We start from the raw sequence: 23,327 nt of genomic DNA, 5'->3' as shown, positions 1-23,327 counted from the left end.
TCTTGGGGCGAAGAGCGCCCCCACCGGCTAACTGCATAACCTGCTTCACACATTAGGCTGGGCACACCAGCCCCGGCAATGGGTGACGAAAATAACAGACTTTTCCGGAATGCGCGCCAGGCCCTGAAGGTTGACCAAAGCATGAAGATTGAGATCTGGTCCGACGTCGCGTGTCCGTGGTGCTACATCGGCAAGCGCCGTTTTGAGACGGCCCTGGCACAGTTTCCGCACCGTGATTCCGTGGACATCGAGTGGAAGAGCTACCAGCTGGACCCTTCAATCCCGGGACACTATGACGGCACGGAGTTGGACTACCTGAGCAAGCGCAAGGGCATGGCTCCGGAGCAGGTCAAGCAGATGTTCGCCCACGTCACCGAGACCGCCAAGGGCGAAGGCCTGGACTATCACTTCGACAAGGTAGTGGTTGCCAACAGCTTCACGGCCCATCGCCTGATCCACCTCGCCGCAGCCCATGGCCGCCAGGATGCCGCCAAGGAACGCCTGCTCAGCGATCACTTTGAGCACGGCAAGGACATTGGCAACCAGGAGTACCTCACGGAACTTGGCGCCGCTCTGGAACTCCCGGCTAAGGAAGTCGCAGAGCTGTTCACCACCGACAAATATTCGGACGCCGTCAACGAGGACATCAATGAAGCCCGCGCTATCGGCGTCACCGGTGTTCCGTTCTTCGTGATCGACCGCAAGTACGGCATCTCCGGTGCGCAGCCGGCGGCGCTCTTCAGCGAAGCGCTGAACCAGGCGTGGCAGGAAGCCAATCCCCTGATCCCCGTGGGCGCGTCCGATGCCGAGGCATGCGGCCCTGACGGCTGCGCAATCTAGCCAGCCACCCGCCGTCGTACGCGAACCCAACTGAGTCGCAGTAGTGCGCGTTATGAGAGCTCAAAACGCGCTCAAGTGCGACTCAGTTGGGTGCGGCGCTAGTTTTTCACAACCTCAAGCTCGACGACGGCCCAGGACAATGCGGGCAGCGTCAGCCGGAGTTCCGAACCAGTAGCCTTGACGCCTTCCAGCGGCTTCAGGCCGACCCGGCCCTGCTGGTCCTGGGTGTTGGTGGTGAACCTGTCGCCGCCCTCGGGGATCTCCAGGACTTCGGCACGGACAACCTGCCGGGCGTCGAAACCGCGCAGGGCTGCCTCGACGTCGGCCGCTTCCTCCAGCCCGCGATTCGCGAAGAACAGCGCAACGCGCCCTGTTTCCTCGTTCCACGTGGCGCTGACGTCCACAAGGTCCGTGCCGCCGAACCGCTCATTCTCGTACTTGTCCGAGTCCACGGAAAGCCGCAGGATCTGGCCCTTGGCGAGCTCAGCCATCCGGGCGAACGGATGGAAAATGGTCTGCTTCCAGGCCGGCCCGTTCTCTTCCGACAGGATGGGCGCGATGACGTTGACCAACTGCGCCTGGTTGGCGATCTTGACGCGGTCGCCGTGGCGGAGCAGCGAGTTCAGCAGGGTTCCCACCACCACCGCGTCCGTCACGTTGTACTTGTCCTCGATGACACGGGGGTGCTCGCGCCAGCCAGCCTTGATCACGTTGTGAGGCTGGTCCTCAGTGTCCAGGCCACGCTGGTACCAGACGTTCCATTCGTCGAAGGACAGGTTGATGTGCTTCTTGTGCTTGCCCTTGGCCCGGACGGCGTCCGCGGTGGCGATCACTGACTCGATGAAGTAGTCGGTGTCGACGGCGGATGCCAGGAAGCTGCCGACGTCGCCTTCTTCTTCGAAGTAGTAGGCGTGGAGGGAAACGTAGTCCACCTCGTCATAGGTGTGGGTGAGGACCGTTTGCTCCCAGGCACCGAACGTAGGCATCCGGGAGTTGGAACTGCCACAGGCCACCAATTCAATGTCCGGGTCCACGAAGCGCATGGCCTTGGCCGCTTCCTGGGCAAGTCGCCCATACTCCTCGGCGGTCTTGTGGCCGATCTGCCAAGGACCGTCCATTTCGTTGCCCAGGCACCAGAGCTTGATATCGAACGGGTCCTTGTGGCCATTCTTGGCGCGGAGATCCGACCAGTAGCTGCCGCCCGGGTGGTTGGCGTACTCCACGATCTCGCGGGCAGCATCCACTCCCCTGGTGCCCAGATTGATTGCTTCCATGATTTCCGTGCCGGCCTGCTTGGACCAGTCCACAAACTCGTGCAGGCCGAAAGCATTCGTTTCCACCGTGTGCCAGGCGCCGTCCAGGCGGCGGGGCCGGGACTCGCGCGGGCCGATGCCGTCCTCCCAGTTATAGCCGGAGACGAAGTTTCCGCCGGGGTACCGGATGACGGTGGCACCTAGTTCCTTGACGAGCTTCAGGACGTCCTGGCGGAAGCCGTTCTCGTCGGCCTCAGGGTGTCCGGGTTCGTAGATGCCGCTGTATACACAGCGACCCATATGCTCCACGAAGGAGCCGAAGAGGCGCCGGGGTACCTCGCCGATGGTGAAATCGCGATCGAGGGTGATGCGTGCGCGGGACATTTGTCTCCTTGGTTGTGTTTTAGGTCTGGTGATGCGTAAGAAGCGGCCGGTCAGGTGCCGGCGAGTCCCGTCGTCGAGATGCCCTTGATGATCTGGCGTTGGAAGAACAGGAAGACGACGATGAGCGGCAAAGCTGCCAGCAAGGCAGACGCCATGTTCTGCGCGTACTGGACGCCGTAGGCGCTCTTGATGGTTTGCAGACCCACCGGGAGGGTCAGAAGGGAGTCGTCGTTGGTGGAGATGAACGGCCACAGGAAGTTGTTCCACGCACCGATGAACACGAAGATCGCGACGGCGGCCAGGATGGGCCGGGACAACGGCAGGATGATCTGCAGGAAGATCCGGAGACGACTGGCACCGTCCATCACTGCCGCTTCTTCCAGTTCATGCGGGATCTGGTCGAAGAATTTCTTGAGGACAAACACCATGGCAGGGTGAATCACCTGCGGCAGGATGATTGCCCATGAGGTATCGATCATTTTGAACGCGAGCATTTGGTAAAACAGCGGAATCATCAGCACGGGTGGCGGGACAATGATGGCCGCGATGATCACGACCATCAGAACCTTCTTGCCTTTGAACTCGATCCTGGAGAGTGCGTAAGCGATGAGGGCGGAGATCACCAGTGTGATTGCCGTAATGGCCGCGGAGGTGTAGAGCGAGTTCCACGTCCAGAGCGGGATGTTCCCTGCCTGGAACACGTTGACGAAAGCGTCAAAGGTAAAGCCCGACGGCGGAACCCAGCTGATCTTGGACGCTGACGCATCCGCTTCGGACTTGAACGCAGTAACCGTGGCCCAGGCGAACGGGATCAGCCAGAGGACGGCAATGAAGGCGGCGGCCGTGACTGCCGCGATCTTGCCCACTGTCAGTTTTTTGCGCGGCTGCCGTATGACTTGGCGGTTACCGGTGGCTGGGGTCGAACGGGTGAGGGTGGTGATTGCCATGGCTATGCGCTCCTGCGGCGGGTGATGACGAACTGCAGCGCGGAAACCAGCACGATCAGTCCGAAGAAGATGTAGGAGATAGCTGCGGAATATCCCAGCCGGTATCCGGTGAACCCGGTTTCGAAGATGTACTGGACCACGGGACGGGTAGATCCGCCCGGACCCCCGGCTGTCATCTGGTAAATCTGGTCAAAGACCTTCAGGGAAGCCAGGATCTGGAGCAACACAATCATCACGGTGGTGGGCGTGAGCTGCGGAAGAGTAATGGAGAAGAATTGCCGCCAGGCGCCGGCACCGTCCAGTGACGCTGCTTCGTAGTGCTGGACGGGGATGTTCTGCATTGCCGCCAGGTAGAGCAGGAAGTTGAAGCCAACAGTCCACCAGAGTGTCGCGATCACGATTGACCACATGGCCACATTGGGATCGTTAAGCCACCCCACTTTTGCGATGCCGAACTTTGACAGGAAATCGTTGATCAGGCCGAGCTGCGGGTTGTACATCCAGACGAAGAACAACGACACAACCGTGGACGCCAACAGGAACGGGGCAAAGTAGGAGAGCCGCCACAGCCACTGGGCTGGAAGGCCGATGTTCAACAGCGCCGCCATGACCAACGCAACCAGCACCAAGGGAACTGTACTGATGACTGTGAAGTACAACGTGTTGCCCAGTGAACGCCACATGCCGGCATCGGCAAAGGCTTCGGCGTAGTTGGAAAAACCGATGAGAGCGTCGTTGGCGCCTGTCAGGGATTTGCCCGTGAGGCTCATGTAAAAGCCGTACAGAATGGGCCAAACGAGGAAGACGAGGAAGAACACCAGGAAGGGTGCTGCAAATGCCCACCCGTTCAGGGTGTCCCTTCTTCTTCGGAGAGATAGCCCGGACTTGATGCCTGGGCTGGGTGTTGTCCGTGGTTGGCTGGTCTGCCGGGACAGTGTAGAGGAACTCATGAAGGACTCCTTTGTCGCTCGGTGCGCTGGTCCCGGTCAGACCGGATTGGGACGGGATAGAAGGTCGTTGGTGCGGGCCACGAAGCCATCCCACCCGGCGCTTGCTTTGTCACGCCCCAGAAGCACGTTCTGGATATGCTCGGCAAAGTAGGTCTGCCAGTCAGAGCCGGAGCCGCTGAACCACGCCTCGGGATCGTAGGCGATGATGTCCGCCGCGTTGGCGTAGTGGATCTGAGGCGTGAGCTGGCCGTAGGCTGGCGACTGAACCACGGGCTGGAACGCCGGGATATGGCCTGCCTCAGCCCACAACAGCGAACCCTTCAGAACGTCACTGACGAACTTGTACGCATCCTTCCGCTTCACTTCATCCACCACGAGCTGGCGCGGGAGGACGAAGGAATGAGAGTCGGCGTACGAGGCGGGCGTCCCATAAAGAGTCGGGATGGTGACGGCGTCAACCGGCAACTTTGCTTTCTTCATGGTGGGCAGTTCCCAGCCTCCACTGAAGAGCATTCCCGAATCGCCACGGACGAATTCTGCAATACCGGTGTTGATGTCGCCGCTCTTGGCCGCGATGGTGTCGTCGAAGAGCGAGGCCATGAATTCCAGCGATTCGATCGCAGCGTCCCTATCCGCCTCCATCTGCCGTCCGGGCGTGAGGACAATTTCCGCTCCATGCTGCTTATAGAGCGTGTAGAACAGCCGCCACATCTGCGAGCCCAGGTTCAGGTAGCCAAAGGACAATCCATGTGCCTTGGTGACCTTTTGCATCTCCAGTGCCATGGCCTTGAACTCGTTCGGCGAACTGACCTCGTGCAACTGGCCATCGCCTTCCAGGAGCCCCGCTTTGGCGGCGACGTCAGTGTTGTAAAACATGATGAACGGGTGGGAGTCCAGCGCCAGGGAGAAGACTTTTCCGCCTTGCTGGCCCTTTTCCCAGATGCGCGGCGCGAAGTTCTCCGGCGTGATGCCATTCTCCGCCAGCAGCCCCAGATCCCAAGGCTCTATGAGGCCGCCCGGGGCATATCCCGGGACTCGGCTGGCATGCATAATGGCTACCTCTGGAGGTCGGCCCCCGGCAGATGCCATGGCCAGCTTGGTGTAGTACGGCGGGCCCCATGCCAACACGGTGGGGTGCACCTTGAAGCCGGGATTGGCTTGGTTGGCATTGGCGATCATCGTTTGCATCTTGGTACCGTCCCCGCCGGACAAGAGATGCCAGAAGCCGATCTCCCTGACGCCGGTGGCTTGGGCCGCACCTCCACAGCCTGTGAGGCTAGTGGCCAGAAGCCCGCCTCCGAGGAGGGCCGATCCCGTCAATAACTGTCTCCGGGACAACTGTTTCCCGGTCAAAGATTCAAACTGCTTCACCCGTCACTCCTTTGGAAGGGTCCGCTGAAAGGACACAACTGCTGCGCAAATCCGGCTTCGGTGCATCCCCACTGCCGGGTAAAAGGGTGGCCCGGGGGTGACGCGGCTCTCACATTACATCGTTGTAAAAATTGAGGCAAGAGAAATTGTTAGCGCGCACAGTTAAATGTCAGAGACCGCTTAGCGGGTGCTGTCCCGCTCAACAATGGTGTAGTCCACCGTGACGACACGTTGTCCGTGGGTCCTGTCCGCCATGCGCTCAGTGAGGAGGCGCAGCGCTTCGGTGGCGATGGTCCGCTTGTCGAAAGACACGGTAGTCAGCGAGGGAACGGCGTAGCGCCCGTCCGTGACGTCGTCGAATCCGGCCACAGCGATGTCCTCAGGGACACGAACGCCCCTCTTCCACAGCGCATTGAGGGCGCCAATGGCCAGCGAATCCGTGAAGCAAAATAACGCCTCCGGCAGCGGGTTGGAATCCAGATAGCGGGCCAGTGATTCGGCTGCAGATCCAGGCGTCCACAGTCCGCACGAAATCAGCAAGGATTCATCGCGCGGGATCCCGAGGATCTGGAGGGCGGCCTCGTAACCCCGCCTCCGTTGAATCGAGGTGGCAGACTGCCTGGTCTTGTTAATGCCCAACACCGCGATACGCCGACGCCCGGATTTGGCCAGGGCCAACGTCATATCCCGCGCCGCTGCGAAACTGTCCACGTAAACGCGGTCCGCAAGCTCCTGGGCCACTTCACCCAACAGCACAACGGGAGGCAAGGCCACGCCAACCTTGACGGCACTTTCATCCAGCACCACCGGGTTGAGAATTAGCCCGTCGATGAGGTTGGAGCGCGCCCGGGTCATCAGCTCCTGCTCACGCTGCGGATCGGAACCTGTTTCCTCGATCTGGACGCTCCAGCCCTGCTCGTGGGCCACTTCCACAATGCTCTGGGCCATTTCAGCGGAGAACGGAGTTGCCAGGTCCGGCAGCGCCAAAGCGATGACGCCCGAACGGCCGTTGCGGAGCCCGCGCGCGGAAAGGTTGGGAACGTAGTCGAGCTCCTGCATGGCCTGCTCAACCCTGAGCCGCGTTGGAGCGCTGACCGGCACGATTCCGTTCATGACGTTCGAGACGGTTTTCGGCGACACCCCCGCCCGGCGCGCCACATCCTTGACCGTTGCCCGCAACAGTCCCCCTCATGAATTAGTGTCCGGTTCCCACGATGTTACGCGAGTTTGTCTACACCTCATGCTCCCGGGAAGGGGCGGTTTCCAACGATCGTCGCATCAGATTTGCTGTGAACACACATGGTAAGCGGCGAGCTCAAAGGCTACGGGCGCGGCTTGTTGTACGCCATGCTCACAAGAACGGACAGCGCAGTCGGCGAGATACACTTCCGGATGGAGCGACGAGGTTCAGGCGTTACTGTCTGGGCTTCGTCGATTTGATGTTCGGACTGTTCACGGCATGGATAACTGTCGCGAATACGGTTGAGATCAATGGGCAATTCCTGGACTACCAGGCAGCGGGAAAACACGTACCTGTCGGTTGGATCGCAACCGTTGTGGCTGTGATCGTGGGATTCAGTGTGTTGTCCCTTGCGGGCCTCTTCATTGGAATCTGGAATTTACGCGGATTGGGCACGATGAGCCCGGCACCGCTGGTTGCTGCCATCGTCTACTCATTGATGTCCATCGCGATGATGGCGGTGTTCCTCAGCGAATTTGGCGGCACGTTTGGCTTGGTCCTCCTGCATGCTTTGGTGGTCTTCATGACGGTTAGGATCCTTCGTCACGAAGGCATCAAGTCCCTCAGGGACGTTCGCCAGCGAATCGTTTGAAGTACAGAAACCCAGTGGCTAGGCAGTTGGTTTAGCGCTGCCGTCCCGTTGCGGGATCCCTTACCCGACGGTGAATCCAGCGCTGGCGGAGCTGACGTCTCTATTGTGAGCATATGACCGAGCTAGGTCGAGAGGTATCCGTCGAGATCGAGACTTCACAGTCCTGCAGCTTTACGGTCATAAGGGAGTCTTGCTCAAAGACATGCAGGTGGGTTCAGAGAAGGAGCCGGCGCCCGTTGGCGGGATCGCCTATCGGATCAGATGGTCACTTATCGGACTAGAACACGATCGAGTCGAAGACGGCGCGTGCCTCCCTCATCAGCTCCGGATTGATCGATTCGTCGATATGGCTCACCGCGGCGACAGCCCGCTGGCCGTTCAGGTCGACCACCCGGTAGGTTTCGTGTTCATTCCGAGTTAAGTACCAGCGTGAGCAGCGTTGTGTATCTTCTGAGTGGATGCATAACTGACCGCCGTTGCAGGCTGTGATGTCCACGTTGCCCTCGACGGAGTGGTCGAACTCGAAGCCGGAGTAATTGCCTACCATGACCTTGGCGGGAGGGGTGCTTGCCGTTGACGACTGCGCCGCCATCGCGTCAACGAAGGCCTCGGCCGACGGACCGGAATCGGCAAGGGCGCCCCTCCAGGTGCATGCGTCCTTCGCCACATAGTACGCGCGCGAAAGAGTTATGTAGACGGCCCATTCAGCCGGGTGATCCGGGTCGTCCTTGCCCAGGCTGTGGCCGTCGAGAGCAAACCAGCCGTCTGGCACGGTGATCTTGAAAGGTTCCGTGTAGCCGGCGACGGGGACGAGGTATGTGCCGGCGTCGACGTCGCCGCTCTCCGGCAGCGGTGGGACCGTGCCGGTGTCGCGACTCTCTGGCAGCGGCGGGACCGTGCGGGCCTCCGTAGTCGGAGAACTGGCGGACGGGAGGGGGACGTTATCGGGTTCATATTCGCAGCCGCCGAGACATCCAATCAGGGCGACAGTCACCAAGGGCACGAGATGGCGTGACCGCTGAGCGGCCTTTTCGAGCGCTGTCACAGAACTCATTGATCCACCAGCCGCTACAAGGTTCTGTGAGGCCCCGCAGCCGGGTGGCCCCGTGGGCGGCCCGAGATTGGATGCCGTCGCCCCAAGTCTCCTCCGGCAGAGAACCCATGACAATGAAGAACATTTGAGGCAGCTTTCACCGCCCGGGTCTACCTAGCCGGAAAGACCGGCGGTAGGTTACGCGTCGTAACCCTTAGGATTCGAGACGTCTCACTGGCTCAGCGAGCCCGACGGTTGCAGCAGCTCATTTTTGTGACTTTCGGCGATAAGTGGCGGCGCTATTTGGCGCATTAGCTCAGCCCGCTAGCGTGCAGTGGCGCGTCTATCGCTTCGTCGATATCGGTCGCGTTCAGGATGTAGAACCCGGCTACGACTTGACCAGCCGCGTCGTAAGGGCCGTGAGCAGTGCCGGCCAGTCGGACAGTGCGCGCGTGGTCACTCGGCGTGAGCGCCTATTCCGGCTGCCGTGTTCGACCAGTCTCATAATGAAGGGCGCCCTCGTGTTGCAAAGCGAACAATCGGTCGGCAACTTCCTGCGTCTGGGCCTCGCTGGAAGATATAGCGAAGAACCGCGGAGAGATGAAATCAAGAAGGCATCCACGCGCAGCAAGTTCAGATCCTAGAGGCTGCCACCCAGCTTTGGTAGCCGCTGGTTTACGACTCATGTCGGGAAAGAGGTTGACGCCCATTACCCAAAAGCTGTACTGTTTAGTACAGCTTGTACCAATCGATACAACTTAGCTTGCGAAGGAACCCACTATGTCTCGTCCCCCTCTGCCTCCCTATACCGAAGAAACCGCTATCCAGAAGGTCCGTGCAGCCGAGGACGGCTGGAATACTCGTGATCCCGAGCGCATTTCCCTCGCGTACAGCGAGAACAGTTGGTGGCGCAATCGGTCGACGTTTGTGCAGGGTCGCGCCGCCATCGTCGAATTCCTCGCCGACAAGTGGGAGCGCGAGCTCGACTACCGGCTCATCAAGGAATTGTGGGCCTACACCGACGACGTCATTGCCGTCCGCTTCGCGTACGAGTACCATGACGCCGCAGGCCAGTGGTTCCGCGCATACGGCAACGAGAACTGGCACTTCGACAAGGATGGACTCATGACACACCGACACGCGAGCATCAACGACCTCGCCATCAACGAGTCGGACCGCAAGTTCTTCTGGGACACCTCCGGGCCCCGCCCCGCGGATCACCCCGGCCTGAGCGAACTCGGACTGTAATGCCACGCACCCTCCTCGAACGCCCGGACGCCGTGCGCGCCCTCGCCGGTGTCTTCCGCCGGCGAGGGTTTGAGAGCAGCTCCCTGTCTGTCATCCAGCAGGAGGCCGGGATCGGTCGCGGCAGCTTGTACCACTTCTTCCCGGAGGGGAAGACAGACATGGCCAGGGCCGTGCTGGACCAGGTGGGCGACTGGTTCGAGGATGAGGTTTTCGCCCCGCTTCGTTCCGCAACAGACGCCGCTGAGGCGGTCTCGGCCATGACTAAGGCGGTCGCTGACTACTTCGTCTCCCGCGAGAATGTCTGCCTTTTCGCCGCAATGACACTCGGCGAGGAGAAGGAGACGTTCGCCGGTGAGGTCAAGGCCTACTTCGTGGACTGGGTTGACGCGTTGGCCGCCCTGCTGCAGCGCGGCGGGCTTAACGCCGGGGATGCGCACGAGAACGCATTGGACGTCGTTGCCATGATCCAGGGTGGACTCATCATTACCCGGGCCTATGGCGACGAGTCTACCTTCCTGGGGGTCATGGAACGTGTCGAGCGTCGTCTGCTCGCGCACCTCAGCTGACGTCTGGATGCGCCGCCCCATCTCACTTCTTGGAACCCGGACGTCCGGTAAAGGATCGGCTAATGGGCGCGAACTGCTTCGTTGATACCGTGGTCGGATGGGAGAACCGGAACAAACGTGGACCACGCTGGGCCGGCGCGTGTCGCACCAGGGCCGGGTTAGGTTAGTCGAACACACGGTCGTCCTCGCCGACGGATCAGAAGCACGGTACGAGGTCGACGAAAGCATTCCGTTTGCGGTGGCGACACTGGTCGTGGACGGCGACGCTGTCTTGCTCACCCGTCAGTACCGATACCCCATCGGGCGTTGGATCTACGACCTGCCTGCTGGAGCTGGACAAGCAGGCGAGCCGCCACAGTCGGCCGCGCTTCGAGAGCTCGAGGAGGAGACCGGGCTTATAGCCAAGGATCTCCAACCCCTCCACCTCTACTACATGAATCCGGGTCGCTCAGCTTGGCCCGTACACGTTTTTATCTGCACTTCGGGTACAACTGAAGGTCACGCCGACCAGTCTGACCCAGCCGAGCAAGTTCGCCTGGTCCGTAGGCCCGTGCGAGAGCTGGATGCACGCATTGCCAGTCAAGAGATCGTCGATCCGACGCTCATCGTCGCGCGTTCAGCTGCAGCAGCTCAAGGAATGCTGCCACCCGTCCAAGCAATCGCGGCCGGTGAAGGATCCCCTTGTGGGATCCAATGAGTACACGAGCCTGACACCCCTCGGTTCCAGCCTCCATATGCCGAAAAACCTGACAGCAAAGACTCCCTGAATTTCCTCTTGCATCCGAGCCGAGCCCTTGCAATCCCATCAAGGGTCCTCTATCACCCCACAACATTGGTGCGGCTGGGATTCCGCTCGCGCCCTGATAAGTAGCGTCCACAAATAGATCCCGATTCGGACACCGGCACCTATAGATTTTCGGGTCGAAGTCGGAGCTGGGCGTCCGACCGTCCTGGTACCGATCACGGTTCCTCCGTCGCCAACGGCCCTGATCAGATCTGGCTCATCGTCTGGGAAAGCGGCATCCATGGCCGAACCAAACGTTTCTCCTCGGGCGTTCTTTGCAAATGAATGTGCCACTTGTCCCTCGTGGATTCCCCGTGCTGTGAGTTGCAGTCCCGCTCGCAAACGAAACGAATCACAGAAATTTAACGAGGTCAACGGCCTCAGAAACAATGGCTCTCCAAGCGTCCACGCCTTCTCAAACTCTTGACTGTGGCGCATCACACCTTTAGAGTTCTGATATATGAGTCATATGTCACAGTTTGCCGACCTCGACTATAGGTCGTGATCTCGATGGGTCGGCACAAGGGCGCTGGTAACGAAGGCCTTGGCATATGAATCTCGAAAAGCAGTGATACATGACGACGCCGAAATCATCTCGCGTCCCGCGGCCATGTCGGCTGGCATCGAGCCAGCCGGCATCGTCCACCGGGCGCTAAGGGCTGCGGCTGTCCGAGCATCTAAGCAACGGCGCTCTGGTGCCGTCAGCGGTTTGCGCTGAAGCCAGAAGGGAACAAATCTCAATGATCCATCCGACCAAGACGACGGCCTCCGTCGACACCCCCATACCAAAAGAGACCAGCTCCAAGTTCAAACGCCGCTTCATGGTGCGGCTTGTCGCGGTCTTCATCGGCGGGATGTTCCTCGACGGTTACATTCTCGGAATCATCGGCCCTGTCACCGGACTCATGCGGTCAGATCTCCAGCTCGACGCACTATCGCTGGGCATGATCGCTGCAGGCCCACTGGTTGGTATCTTCGTAGGCTCCCCGCTTGCCGGCTGGGCTACTGACAAGTTCGGACGCAAGCCCATGTTCCTCGTTGACATGGGCCTGTTCCTGGTCGCCTCAGCGGCCCAGTTCTTCGTAACTTCCGGAGACGGGGCCGTGATCCAGCTGGCCGCCATCCGGTTCTTAATGGGCGTCGCGATCGGAGGAGAGTACTCAATCGGTGGGCCATTGCTATCAGAGTTCTCCCCTCCGAAGCTCCGCGGGCGTTTGCTCGGGCTGACTCTGATCGCCTGGTACGTCGGTTTCATGATGGCATTCATCATCGGCACGCTCCTGCACGACGCCGGCACCCCCTGGCGCCTAGTACTCGGCACGAGCACGGTACTCGCACTCGTCCTGTTCCTCGCCCGCATGGGCCTCCCCGAGTCGCCGAGCTGGCTCATCACGAAGGGACGGCATCAGGAAGCACTAGCGATCGCACGCAGATACGTCGAATCGCCCCAGATGCACGACAGCATCACCGGAGAGATGGATCTGAGGATGATCCAGGAGGCCGAAGCCGCGAAGAGTGGGACCAAAATCAAGAACGCCTCCTTCGGCATGCTGTTCTCCAGGCAGTACTGGCGCGCCACCGTCTTCACTGCAGGTTTTTGGTTCTGCGCGGTCACTCCGTACTTCGCGATCGCGACCTTCGCCGACGAGGTGCTCAACCAATTCGGCTTCGGCGGCGGCTGGGCCGGTGGAGTCGGCCTGTCCGCACTTGCGGTCGCGGGCGTGGTCACCAGCGTACTTCTGATTGACAAGCTCGGCCGCCGAATCCTCACTGTGCCCGGGCAGTGGCTCTGCGCGGGCATCCTGCTGGTCATCGGAGTCTGGGGGAATGCACCAGCGCTCCTCGTGCTCGTCCTGTTTCTCGCCTTCTCCTACTTCAATGCCGGCTACACCACGATGACCCAGGTCTATCCGGCCGAGGTATTCCCCGGCCACCTGCGTGGCGTCGGCATGGGCTTCGCCGCGTCCTTCAGCCGCATCGGAGCCGCACTCGGCACCTTCGCCCTGCCCTGGGCGATCGCCAACATCGGCATGGGCGCAACCATGGTCGTGGCCGCCGCCGTCGCATTGCTCGGCGCAGTCCTCTCGCAATGGCTCGCGCCTGAGACGAAGGGGCGCACCCTCGCCGAGATCTCAGCAGACTTCTCCCACTGACACCGGGACTGCACGTGACTTCGAGTCAGAGCTAAGAGTCATCATTCTTGCCCTGATTGGGGTAGGCGTGTCTACAGCACAGCTGTAGACACGCCTACGTTCATTTAGACCAACAAACCGGCGGGACTTGGTGACACATCACTGTAAAGTGTCTATATGCCTAGGATCACGGCCGCCACGAATGCTGCCCAACGCGCCGAGACCCAACGCCGTATTCTGACCGCCTTCGGTGAACTCCTCTTTACCCACGGCCTGCCTGGCCTCACCATGACGGACGTCGCGCGCCATGCAGGCGTTGGCCGCACCGCCGTTTATAACTACTACGCAGACATGGAGCAGTTGCTCATTGCGTACGCGCTGGACGAAACCGAGCGTTTCATCGTAGACCTTCGCGATTCGCTGGCAGCTCTTGAAAATCCAGTGGACAGGCTGGCCCTCTATGTCCGCGCCCAGGTGGAGGACCTCAGCCGCCGGCACCTCCCGCCAGGCCCAGCGATGGCGGCCGTTCTTTCCCCGGCCTCGTTCGCGAAGCTCGCGGATCACGTGGGCGACCTCAACCTGCTCCTCCAGGACATCCTGACTGACGGCGTCCGGCAGGGCTACCTCCCGGACACGGACGTCGCCCAGTTGGCGCGGCTCATTCACGGCACACTGTCTGCCAGTGCCGCACGACGCAATCGAACGCCCGACGGCGAGACTCCGGCGCCTGCCCCAGCCTCCGACGTCGAGCTCCAGACGGCGCAAACGGTGCGATTCATCCAGCTAGGTGCGGGAGCGCAGTTCGACGAGGCGGGCAAGCCCGTCCGCGTGGATAGTGCAGTCCCGGACACCTTGGCCGGATAACGCCACAGCAACAGAGCGGCGACACCCAAATCCGGGCATCGCCCACCACTTCGAGTGGCGAAAATCGAGCCGCGCCTCCTACTGAGCCGGGCGGGTGGGGATGATCGGCCACCGGGAGCTATCCGCGATCCTCAGGTCCTCGCGCGGACAGCCGAGCTTGCCTGGAGTTTGATCCACGAGTTGCGGTTCCACCAAGCCTTGATATCCCCGGGTGAGGACGAGGTCCACTGATTCGTCCTCGCGGTTGTCCTGGAAGTAATCCGTTCCGGCCACATTCCGCTGGACGTTGAATGCAGCCGCCTGGCCCTTTACTCCCGAGACCACCACGCCGATCCCCGAGTACGCGGTGTCGCTGTTGTCCACGGATAGGACCTTGTATCCCCGTGCTTTGAACTCGTCGGCAACAGTAGTAGCCAGCCCAGCCCGCGAGGTGGCATTGAAGACCTTGATGTTCACGGTTTCGTTCGGTACGTAGTCGAACGTCGTGGCAGGGCAGAGGCTGGTGGGCGCTTTGCTGGCGATCGCCGTGGGAATCCTTATGACACCGTTCATGATCGCCCAGGCACCAACTGCTCCGGCAGCAATGACACCAACCAGCAGGACAAGGACAATGGCGTGGAAGACGCGGCGCCGGAAACGGCTGCGCTGCGCACGGGCGTCCTCGGCGAACGTCGCGCGAAGCTCAGGTCCGGTCACCACATGGTGCCCGTGCAACTGCGTCACATCTTTGGGACGCTTGGGCTGCCTAGCCATCGATCACCAGCACGCGTGCGTGGATGGCCGTCCTCTGGTGGAGCGCGGTGCGGACTGCCCGGTGGAGCCCATCTTCGAGGTACAGCACGCCCTGATACTGGACCACGTGCGGGAACAGATCCCCAAAAAATGTTGAATCTTCTGCGAGCAATGCCTCCAGATCCAGGGTGCGCTTGGTGGTGACAAGTTCATCGAGGCGAACGGGCCGCGGTGGAAGGGCAGCCCAGTCACGCGGCGCGGAATATCCATGGTCAGGGTACGGGCGTCCCTCGCCCACAGCTTTGAAGATCACCCTGCAAGCCTATGGAAGTTGCTGCGCTAACGGAACTTGTGACCCCCGGCACATGCAGGTTGTGGCCAAACGGTGACTATCGGACGTCAGGCGTCATAGCTGTGATGCACACCTCGGGGACTGACAGAATAGGGGCATGACTCAATCGCTCCAAGGTACCGACCGGACCGCTGCCCATACGGCCCCAGCCCTCGCGCTGCTGCTGGACGTCGACGGCCCCATCGCCAGCCCTGTGACGCGCGACGTCAAGCCGGATATCATCGCGGACCTCGTGGCGCTGGCTTCGGCCGGCATCCCCGTCATCTTCAACACGGGCCGCTCGGACGCCTTCATCAGCGAACAGGTCATGGGGCCGATGATCGAGGCCGGGATGCCGGCCGGGACCATCATCCACGCCATCTGCGAAAAGGGTGCCGTCTGGTTCAGCTACACCGCTTCCGGCCCCGGACCCATCCACGTGGACCACGAGCTCGCCGTGCCCAAGGCATACGGGGATGACATCCGCAGGCTCGTGGCCGAGGAATACTCCGCGCACATGTTCTTCGATGAGACCAAGCGCGCCATGGTCTCCGTTGAGCAGCACGTTGAGGTGGCCAGCGAAGATTACCTGGCCGAGCAAAAACTCTTCGACGCCGATGCCTTGAACATCATGGACCGTCACGGCCTGAACGCAGCCATCCTGGACCACCACGCCCCTGAATCCGATGACACCGTGGACTACCGCCTGGACCCCACCATCATTTCCACGGACATCGAATCCGTCCGCTTGGGAAAGGACCTTGGCGCCAGCCGGGCAGTGGAAATGTTGGCCGCCCAAGGGATCACCCCGCTCTCCTGGCGCACCGTGGGTGATTCCCGTACGGACTACGCCATGGCAGACTGGCTTCACCACAACGACCACGATGTGAAGCACGTGGACGTCCGGCCCGCAGACGGCGTTCCGGTGAAGCCTTACACCATTCTTACCGCCGCTGACCTCGAGCTGGCGGACGACGTCATTCACGACGACGCCGGCGGAGCCTTCCTGCGCAGCTGGCGCGAGGCCCTGGACATCTAGACTCCCGCATTCCCCAGAAACGACTCACAACAGTACGGAGAAAAGCCATCACGCAAGCACAGGTCGATCCGATTTACCACGGCAGCCCCACCGTAGAGGAAGATGCGATCGCCGAGGCGGTCTCACCTGCCGTCGTTGCCCACCTGAAGCACAGGTCCGACGTCGTCCGTCACCGCGGGCGGTACGCCCTGCTTAACGGTGACCTCACGCCCCAGCAGGCAATGGTTGCCGACCTCCTGGCCATCCGCGCCGCTTTGGACGCCGCCGGCGTGGACTTCATCCTGGTTCGCGGCAACGACGAAAGGCCGGTCATCGCGGTCGACTGGGAGTCGCGCAAGGACGTTCGCGAAGCACTGGTTGCCGCCTTCCGCAATGAGCCGTTCTACTCCATGACTGTTGATGCCAAGAAGAAAGCCTCGGTCCTGGTGGCTGACGGCGAACTCTCGGCCAACCGGAAGGCACGGATCTTCCGTCTGTACCGGCCCAGGGTGGAACTCGGCGGCGGGCTTTGGTACGGCCCGGCCCTCGGTGTCCAGTTGGAACTGTGGAGGTTCGAAGGCGACCACCTTGAACTCCCCGTGGAGAATTCCCTGACCCGGCGTACCATGCTGCGCCAGGACGCCGTTCGCGGTACCGTGCAACGGCACGGCCTCACCTGGCCGACCATCGAGAACATGTTTGCGGACCACGCCAGCGACATCGACTTCGACATCGACATCGTCTTCTCGTGGGTGGATGGCAGCGACCCCGAATACATCGCCAGGAGGCGCGCCCAGCAGGCCGGGGCTGTCCTCGGCGAGGGCGACGACCATGAGGCCCGTTTCCGGCAGATCAACGAGCTGAAGTATGCGCTGCGCTCGGTCCACATGTTCGCACCATGGGTCCGCCGGATCTTCATCGCCACCGATTCGCCTACCCCGGCATGGCTGGCCGACCATCCCTCGGTCACGATCGTGCGCAGCGAGGAGTTCTTCGCGGATCCGTCGGTATTGCCCACCCACAACTCGCAAGCAGTGGAGTGCCAGCTGCACCATATCGAGGGATTGTCCGAACACTTCCTCTACTCCAACGACGACATGTTCTTCGGCCGTCCCGTGGGCCCGGACATGTTCTTCACACCCGGCGGAATCACCAAGTTCATCGAGGCTGACACCCGCATTGGGCTCGGCGAGAACGATGCCGAACGCAGTGGCTTCGAGAACGCTGCCCGCGTTAACCGCAAGCTGCTGTGGGAACGCTTCGGACGCATCACCACCAGGCACCTGGAACACACGGCCGCTCCCCTGCGCCGGAGCGTGGTGGCCCAGATGGAGCACGAATTCCCTGCTGAGTTCTCCAAGACCGCGGCCAGCCGCTTCCGTGCGGCGGACAACATCTCAGTAACCAACTCGTTCTACCACTACTACGCGCTGCTCACCGGCAAGGCAGTGACCCAGACCAATGCCAAGGTCCGCTATGTGGATACCACGCTGTGGTCTGGACTCCATTACCTCCCGAAGCTGCTGGCCAAACGGCACATGGATCTCTTCTGCCTCAACGATGGCAGCTTCCCTGAGGTTGAAGCGGACGAACGGGCGGAGCTGGTGACCGACTTCCTGGAGAAATACTTCCCCGTCAAAGCCCCCTGGGAGAAATAGAAGCCCTGGGTCAGTCCCGGTGTCGCGAATGGGAGACGAGTTCCTGCGACGTCGGGGCTGGTACCCGCCGCGAACGGCTCGGAATCCGGATGCCGGCTTCGGTGAGGCGGCGCTGCACTTCGGCCGCGTCCACCGGCTCGCCAACAGTGACGCCACCGGACATGGGGACAACCGAATGCACGATCGTGTGCTCGTAGACGTGCACCATGTTGTAGGACTGGGCACCGTCCCGGCCCCGCTGTCCGCCGGCGCGCACGCCGAGGTCCTGCGTGTAACAGGTCGCCGAGGCAACCGACACCGGGATGCCGGCGAAGCCCGCCGTCGTGGAGTAATGCAGGTGACCGGCCAGGATGGTACGGACATCGGAATTGCGGACGACGGCGGCCAGGGCGGCTTGGCCGCGCAACTCCACCAACACTGCGAGGTCCTGGACGCACGGGACCGGCGGGTGGTGCAGGGCAAGGATGGTGCCGTCCGGGGCGGGAGTGGCCAACTCTGCAGCCAGCCACTGAAGCTGCGATTCGGACAACTCGCCATAGTGGTGTCCGGGGACCGTGGTGTCCAAGGTAATGATCCGGAGCCCATTGACGAAGTAGCTGCGGTCCACGGGATCCTCGGGCCTGCTCACGGCGGAGGCATCCAGGAACGCAGAGCGGAAGTTCGCGCGGTCGTCGTGGTTGCCCATGGCCCAAATGGCCTTTGCTCCCAGCGAATCGCACACCGGCTCAATCATGTCCCGGAGGCGCTTGTAGGCTTGGAATTCGCCCTTGTCCGCAAGGTCTCCCGTGAAAATGATGGCCTCTGGCTTGATCTTGGAGGCAATGATCTGATCGCAGATCTCCTGCAGCCTGGCAGCGCTGTCAACAGACCCGTGGAGCGTGCCTGGACCGGCCACCAGGTGAAGATCGCTCAAGTGCAAAAGCACATGACCTGGTTTGGGGTACTCGGCCTCGATGAGCTCCATAGCTGCCTTAGCGTTTGGTGGGAGACGGTGTCCCCCGTGTCATTCCAGTACTGCCAATCCAACCAGACAGCAAGCCAACAACAGGCTAACTGCTGGCGGAATGTTGGAAAATTACTTTCTCCTTTCGAGATCGACCACTCTTATGACAACGCCTTTTCAACGGCGTCAACCAATTCCTGCGCGTCAGGTTCTACCGCGGAGGGGAACCTTGCAACCAGCTCGCCGTCACGGTTTATGACGAACTTCTCAAAGTTCCACTTGACCTTGACCGGCTGCCCGGATTCATCCCGGGTCAGCTCGGCAAACAACGGATGCTGCTCTTTGCCCAGCACGTTGGCCTTGCTGGTGAGTGGGAATGAGACGCCAAAGTTGCGTTCGCAGAACTCCGCGATTTCCTCGTCAGCTCCGGGCTCCTGGCCACCAAACTGATTGCAGGGGACGCCAAGGACTTCAAGGCCGTCCTCGCGGTACTTCCCGTAGAGCTCCTCAAGGCCCGCATACTGGCGGGTGTAGCCGCATTTGGAGGCGACGTTCACCACCAGGACCGCCTTCCCTTCAAAGCGTCCAAAGTCTGCTTCAGAGCCATCATTGAAGGTGAGGGGAATGCTGTAGAGGGTTCTCATGTGATCGCTTCCTGACGACGTCGTCTGGCGGGATTGCCGCCATCGAGCTTACGGGGAGCTGCCCAAGCCATGAAACGTAGGGGTACCTACTCGCCGGCTTATGACGCGGGAAGGATGAGCGTAGACAACGGCACGATCACGCCGTCCGGCCGCTGGACCATGTCCGGGCCAACGAGGACATATCCAGGCGGAAGGACCACTGCCGGAGTAGTTGATGGAAGCACAGCGACGGGGCTCGGCGCCGGAACAGGAGCCGCCGGCACCGGAGCCACGGGCTCCACGGTCTGAGTGACCGCAACCGGGGCGGGAGCAACCAGCACGGGCTCTGGTGCAACAACCACAGGCGCTGGCTCAACAACCACGGGGGCCGGTGCAACCACGACGGGTGCGGGTGCAGGGGCTACCGGAGCAGGAGCCGGATCAGCGGGCGCCGCTGGAGCGACGGGCGCCACGGGCTCGACGAAGGCTGGCGCGGTGGCGGTGTTGGGAACCGCAGGCGTCGTGCTGGGCGCAGTGGTCGTCGTGCCGGGTGTCGTTGTGGTGGACGTCGGTGTGGGCGTCGGTGTGGAAGTCGCCGTCGGGCTTGGCGTCGCCGTGGCCGTAGGCGTTGGCGTCGCTGTAACCGTAGGCGTTGCCGTGGGTGTAGGTGTAACAGTCTGCGTAGGAGTCGAGGTAGCTGGTGGCGTTTGCGTGGCAGGCGGCGTCTGGGTAGCCGGTGCCGTAGTGCCCGAAGTGGCAGGCGGCGTAGTGCTCGAAGTGCTCGGCTGGGTGGTCACCGGCGGAGCAACGGTCTGTTCGTCGTCGCCACCGATAACGGCCCGATTACTGCTGTCTGACACCGGCACGGCCCACTGCGGCGACGCAGTGACACCTGTTCCAACTCCAGGCTGGTAGTTCACCATGGTGATGTTCTGCAGCGGATCAATCTGCCGGAGAGGCAGATAGATCCAGCCGTTGGGGTTGGTATGCAGGCCGTTGACGATCGTCTCAAAGTGCAGGTGGCACCCAGTGGACCATCCGGTGGTCCCTACCTCGGCGATGACTTCTCCGACGCGCACGGACTGGCCCTGCGTCACACCAATCCCTTGAAGGTGGTTGTAGGTAGTGACCAGGCCGTTGCCATGTTCAATCTCAACACGGTTGCCTCCACCCCAAGGGTGCCAACCGACGGCCCTGACAACACCGGCGTCTGCGGCGTAGACGCGCGTGCCGCATGCGGCGGCGTAATCCTGGCCCCAGTGGAATTCGCCGGGAAGTCCGGTCAACGGACTGTAGCGGTATCCGTATGGAGAGCTCGGATTGAGGACTTCAAGCGGCGCGTAGAGGCTGCCGGCCGGTGGACGCGACAAGCCGGACGAAGCGACCGTCAGGCCGGACGATCCGTCCTTGGCCACAGTCCGGACAAGTGCGCGGTCGAAGTAGACCATGGGCGTGCCGGCCTCTTGGGCCGGCGGCTCGGGCATGGTGTCTATCACTGTGGTTTCGGCTTCCGGCGGCACAAGGCTGCCAAGCGAGAAAGGTCCAACGACGCCTTGCGCCACAGAACCATCCACGGAGCCGGTAGAAACGGAATTTAGGGGTTGGAAACCAAAAGCGAAAAAGGCTACGGCTGCCAGGATTCCGGCGATGAGCATCCGACGAAAGCCGTCGCTGCGCACCAAGTCTACATATCGGTCAGATTCACTATGCTTGCCCACAAGAACACTCCCCAAAGCCAGCGGCACCAAACCCCAGCCTGGCGTGCAAGCACCATTGTTGCGGGAATCAAAATGAAAATAAAGGCTTTCAGGCCCCAGCGAAGCGCAGGGTTTCCTCAGTTTTTGCTCAAGGGATCTTGAGGTTCGGGGAGGACGCCCTACCCGAGGTTTTCCTTGAGCAGCGCACGGTGTTCCACGGCAGCAGATTCATGCAGCGCGCGGCCTGCGTCTGTGAGCTCCAGAAACAGGGAGCGACGATCATCGGCGCACGTCTGGCGGGAGACCAGACCTGCTTTTTCGAGTCTGTCCACCACCTTGGACACAGCGCTTTGGGTCATGGGCGTGCGCTCCCCCAAAGACTTCATGCGGCAAGCGGCGTCCGTGCTTTCGGCGACGAGGTCCAGGATTTCGAACTCGTTCAGGCCGATATCGAACTTGGCTTCCAGGGCGCGGTCGATGGCTCCTGCGGTACGGAAGTAGGAGTCCTGAATGCTGCGCCACTGCTCAACGAGTTGGCGATCACGCGTCGTTGCCATGCCCTGATTCTAGTCCATTCCGCCTTTAGAATCCACGTCATAATATTCCGCGTCATATTCCTTGTCATTCAATGACGTGTCATATAGCTTGGATGCATGACATCACCCACCACCCTTCAAAGATCCGCCGAACCCGTGGTTTCAGCCGTCCGTTGGACGCGCGCCCAGTGGCTCCTGCTGATGGTTGTGTGCACCGTCCTCGCCCTGGATGGGCTGGATGTTTCCATGGTTGGCGTGGCCCTGCCTTCGATCGGACAGGAACTCAACCTCGGAACCGATTCCCTCCAGTGGATCGTGTCCGCCTACGTCCTTGGGTACGGAAGCCTCCTGCTCCTGGGCGGCCGGCTCGCGGACCTGTTGGGCCGCCGTCGCATATTCCTCATCGCCCTGGCGGTGTTCGCCGCAGCCTCACTCCTGGGTGGCCTGGTGGACGATCCCGCGATCCTGATCGCTACCCGGTTCGTCAAGGGCCTTGCCGCAGCGTTCACCGCGCCAACAGGTTTCTCCATCATCACTACCAACTTTGCCGAGGGCCGCGAGCGCAACAAGGCTCTGTCCATCTTCACCACATTCGGCGCCAGTGGCTTCTCATTGGGCCTTGTGGTCGGTGGCCTGATGACCAGCCTGAGCTGGCGGTGGACGTTCCTGGTGTCCGTGCCGATCGCCGTCGCGGTAGTCCTGCTGGGCATGAAGTTCATTCCGAAAGACAAGCCGTCCGCTGAAAACAGCGGGCACGACATCTGGGGTGCCGTGACGCTCGCACTGGGCATGCTCGGCCTGGTCTACACCTTGGTTTCAGCGCCCGAGCAGGGCTGGGGATCTGTGGCAACTATCGCCGGATTCGCAGTATCTGCGGCCATTCTTGCGGCCTTCGCGGTGATCGAGAACAAGGTGAAGCACCCCCTGATCCGCTTCGGCATCCTCAAAGAAGGCTGGGTAGCCAGGGCCAACCTCAGCGCCGTAGGACTCTTCGGTTCTTACCTGAGCTTCCAGTTCATCGTCACCATGTTCCTGCAGTCTGTACTGGGTTGGACGCCCTTGGGCATGGCCCTGGCGCTGCTGCCCGCCGGACTGCTGGTGGCTACGAGTGCACCTTTTGCTGACCGGTTGATCGAGAAATTCGGTGCCACCCAGCTCATCCTCACAGGCCTCACGGCGCTTGGATTGGGCTACGTCCTGTTCCTCCGGGTGGGCACAACGCCCAACTACGCCCTGGACATCCTGCCCTCGGTAATCCTGCTGGGCATCGGGTTCGCCCTGGCCTTCCCGTCCATCAACGTCCAGGCCACCACCGGCATCAAGGACTCTGAGCAAGGCCTGGCTGCCGGTTTGATCCAGACCAGCACCCAGGTGGGAGCAGCATTGGTCCTGGCTGTCACCACAGCATTGGTGAGCGGCCACGGACGGGCGACTGGAACCGTCAGCGCCCAGGCCATGCTGGAACAGTACCGCCCGGGCCTCATCCTCAGTGCCGTCGTCGCCATCGCGGCCCTCCTGGTGGCGGCAGCACCTTCAAGGCGCCGCATCCGCTCCTAGATTGTGCGCGGCTCCTGTCCTTTCGACA

22 protein-coding genes are annotated in these 23,327 nt (G+C 61.5%); 10 read left to right on the top strand and 12 right to left on the bottom strand.

Annotated elements, in window-relative coordinates; genetic code table 11:
* Window positions 1–141: 141 nt before the first annotated feature.
* Window positions 142–840 (top strand): DsbA family oxidoreductase, encoded by a 699-nt coding sequence (locus LDN90_RS03195; RefSeq protein ID WP_223947890.1) that lies wholly within the window; start codon window positions 142–144, stop codon window positions 838–840.
* A 98-nt stretch (window positions 841–938) separates the two neighbouring features.
* Here LDN90_RS03195 and LDN90_RS03190 read toward each other — a convergent pair whose 3' ends face one another.
* From LDN90_RS03190 to LDN90_RS03170, 5 genes are all read right to left on the bottom strand, one after another.
* Window positions 939–2,477: an alpha-N-arabinofuranosidase gene (locus tag LDN90_RS03190; RefSeq protein WP_223947889.1), complete on the bottom strand. Its 1,539-nt coding sequence runs from the start codon at window positions 2,475–2,477 to the stop codon at window positions 939–941.
* Window positions 2,478–2,527: 50 nt separating this feature from the next.
* Window positions 2,528–3,424 carry a carbohydrate ABC transporter permease gene (locus LDN90_RS03185; RefSeq protein WP_223947888.1) on the bottom strand — a complete coding sequence of 299 codons (897 nt, stop codon included), beginning with the start codon at window positions 3,422–3,424 and terminating at the stop codon, window positions 2,528–2,530.
* 2 nt (window positions 3,425–3,426) lie between these two features.
* Complete coding sequence (locus LDN90_RS03180; RefSeq protein WP_223947887.1) at window positions 3,427–4,374, bottom strand: sugar ABC transporter permease; 948 nt, start codon at window positions 4,372–4,374, stop codon at window positions 3,427–3,429.
* A gap of 36 nt (window positions 4,375–4,410) precedes the next feature.
* On the bottom strand, window positions 4,411–5,745 hold the full coding sequence (locus LDN90_RS03175) for an extracellular solute-binding protein (protein WP_223947886.1): 1,335 nt from the start codon (window positions 5,743–5,745) through the stop codon (window positions 4,411–4,413).
* 180 nt (window positions 5,746–5,925) lie between these two features.
* Window positions 5,926–6,858, bottom strand: coding sequence for a LacI family DNA-binding transcriptional regulator (locus LDN90_RS03170; protein WP_263426278.1), 933 nt, complete (start codon window positions 6,856–6,858; stop codon window positions 5,926–5,928).
* A gap of 326 nt (window positions 6,859–7,184) precedes the next feature.
* On the opposite strand from LDN90_RS03170, the gene LDN90_RS03165 reads away from it, so the two are divergent.
* A complete protein-coding gene (locus tag LDN90_RS03165; RefSeq protein ID WP_223947884.1) occupies window positions 7,185–7,577 on the top strand; it encodes a hypothetical protein in 393 nt (130 codons plus the stop codon).
* Window positions 7,578–7,854: 277 nt separating this feature from the next.
* On the opposite strand, the gene LDN90_RS03160 is transcribed toward LDN90_RS03165, so the two are convergent.
* The gene (locus LDN90_RS03160; protein ID WP_223947883.1) at window positions 7,855–8,631 is read right to left on the bottom strand and encodes a hypothetical protein; all 777 of its coding nucleotides are present in this window, start codon (window positions 8,629–8,631) and stop codon (window positions 7,855–7,857) included.
* Between the two features lie 759 nt (window positions 8,632–9,390).
* Between LDN90_RS03160 and LDN90_RS03155 the strand changes: the two genes are divergently transcribed.
* The 5 genes from LDN90_RS03155 (at window position 9,391) to LDN90_RS03135 (ending at window position 14,204) form a co-directional block, all read left to right on the top strand.
* Window positions 9,391–9,858: a nuclear transport factor 2 family protein gene (locus tag LDN90_RS03155; RefSeq protein ID WP_223947882.1), complete on the top strand. Its 468-nt coding sequence runs from the start codon at window positions 9,391–9,393 to the stop codon at window positions 9,856–9,858.
* Entirely contained in the window at window positions 9,858–10,424 is a 567-nt protein-coding gene (locus LDN90_RS03150) for a TetR/AcrR family transcriptional regulator (protein ID WP_223947881.1), read from the top strand. The genes LDN90_RS03155 and LDN90_RS03150 overlap by 1 nt, the downstream gene beginning before the upstream one ends.
* Window positions 10,425–10,521: 97 nt before the next feature.
* Window positions 10,522–11,121 (top strand): NUDIX hydrolase, encoded by a 600-nt coding sequence (locus LDN90_RS03145; protein ID WP_223947880.1) that lies wholly within the window; start codon window positions 10,522–10,524, stop codon window positions 11,119–11,121.
* A gap of 827 nt (window positions 11,122–11,948) precedes the next feature.
* Entirely contained in the window at window positions 11,949–13,361 is a 1,413-nt protein-coding gene (locus LDN90_RS03140) for an MFS transporter (protein ID WP_216921822.1), read from the top strand.
* A gap of 156 nt (window positions 13,362–13,517) precedes the next feature.
* Complete coding sequence (locus LDN90_RS03135) at window positions 13,518–14,204, top strand: TetR/AcrR family transcriptional regulator (protein ID WP_223947879.1); 687 nt, start codon at window positions 13,518–13,520, stop codon at window positions 14,202–14,204.
* A gap of 78 nt (window positions 14,205–14,282) precedes the next feature.
* On the opposite strand, the gene LDN90_RS03130 is transcribed toward LDN90_RS03135, so the two are convergent.
* Entirely contained in the window at window positions 14,283–14,927 is a 645-nt protein-coding gene (locus LDN90_RS03130; protein WP_223947878.1) for a LytR C-terminal domain-containing protein, read from the bottom strand.
* A gap of 22 nt (window positions 14,928–14,949) precedes the next feature.
* Window positions 14,950–15,249, bottom strand: coding sequence for a type II toxin-antitoxin system VapB family antitoxin (locus tag LDN90_RS03125; protein WP_062069994.1), 300 nt, complete (start codon window positions 15,247–15,249; stop codon window positions 14,950–14,952).
* Between the two features lie 136 nt (window positions 15,250–15,385).
* On the opposite strand from LDN90_RS03125, the gene LDN90_RS03120 reads away from it, so the two are divergent.
* Window positions 15,386–16,306 (top strand): hypothetical protein, encoded by a 921-nt coding sequence (locus tag LDN90_RS03120; RefSeq protein WP_216921846.1) that lies wholly within the window; start codon window positions 15,386–15,388, stop codon window positions 16,304–16,306.
* A 107-nt stretch (window positions 16,307–16,413) separates the two neighbouring features.
* Entirely contained in the window at window positions 16,414–17,943 is a 1,530-nt protein-coding gene (locus tag LDN90_RS03115; protein ID WP_223949224.1) for a stealth family protein, read from the top strand.
* 10 nt (window positions 17,944–17,953) lie between these two features.
* On the opposite strand, the gene LDN90_RS03110 is transcribed toward LDN90_RS03115, so the two are convergent.
* From LDN90_RS03110 to LDN90_RS03095, 4 genes are all read right to left on the bottom strand, one after another.
* Window positions 17,954–18,907: a phosphodiesterase gene (locus tag LDN90_RS03110; RefSeq protein ID WP_216921849.1), complete on the bottom strand. Its 954-nt coding sequence runs from the start codon at window positions 18,905–18,907 to the stop codon at window positions 17,954–17,956.
* Window positions 18,908–19,047: 140 nt separating this feature from the next.
* The gene (locus LDN90_RS03105; protein WP_216921852.1) at window positions 19,048–19,530 is read right to left on the bottom strand and encodes a glutathione peroxidase; all 483 of its coding nucleotides are present in this window, start codon (window positions 19,528–19,530) and stop codon (window positions 19,048–19,050) included.
* Window positions 19,531–19,628: 98 nt separating this feature from the next.
* On the bottom strand, window positions 19,629–21,188 hold the full coding sequence (locus tag LDN90_RS03100; protein ID WP_223947877.1) for a M23 family metallopeptidase: 1,560 nt from the start codon (window positions 21,186–21,188) through the stop codon (window positions 19,629–19,631).
* Window positions 21,189–21,385: 197 nt separating this feature from the next.
* Window positions 21,386–21,763 carry a MarR family transcriptional regulator gene (locus tag LDN90_RS03095; RefSeq protein ID WP_216921859.1) on the bottom strand — a complete coding sequence of 126 codons (378 nt, stop codon included), beginning with the start codon at window positions 21,761–21,763 and terminating at the stop codon, window positions 21,386–21,388.
* Window positions 21,764–21,859: 96 nt separating this feature from the next.
* On the opposite strand from LDN90_RS03095, the gene LDN90_RS03090 reads away from it, so the two are divergent.
* Complete coding sequence (locus tag LDN90_RS03090; RefSeq protein ID WP_223947876.1) at window positions 21,860–23,299, top strand: MFS transporter; 1,440 nt, start codon at window positions 21,860–21,862, stop codon at window positions 23,297–23,299.
* Window positions 23,300–23,327 lie beyond the last annotated feature (28 nt).

Origin of the sequence: Arthrobacter sp. NtRootA1, assembly GCF_019976975.1 — a bacterium.
Lineage (GTDB): Bacteria > Actinomycetota > Actinomycetes > Actinomycetales > Micrococcaceae > Arthrobacter > Arthrobacter aromaticivorans.
Note: the sequence above shows the minus strand (reverse complement) of the source record. Positions and strands in the feature narration are given on the sequence as shown.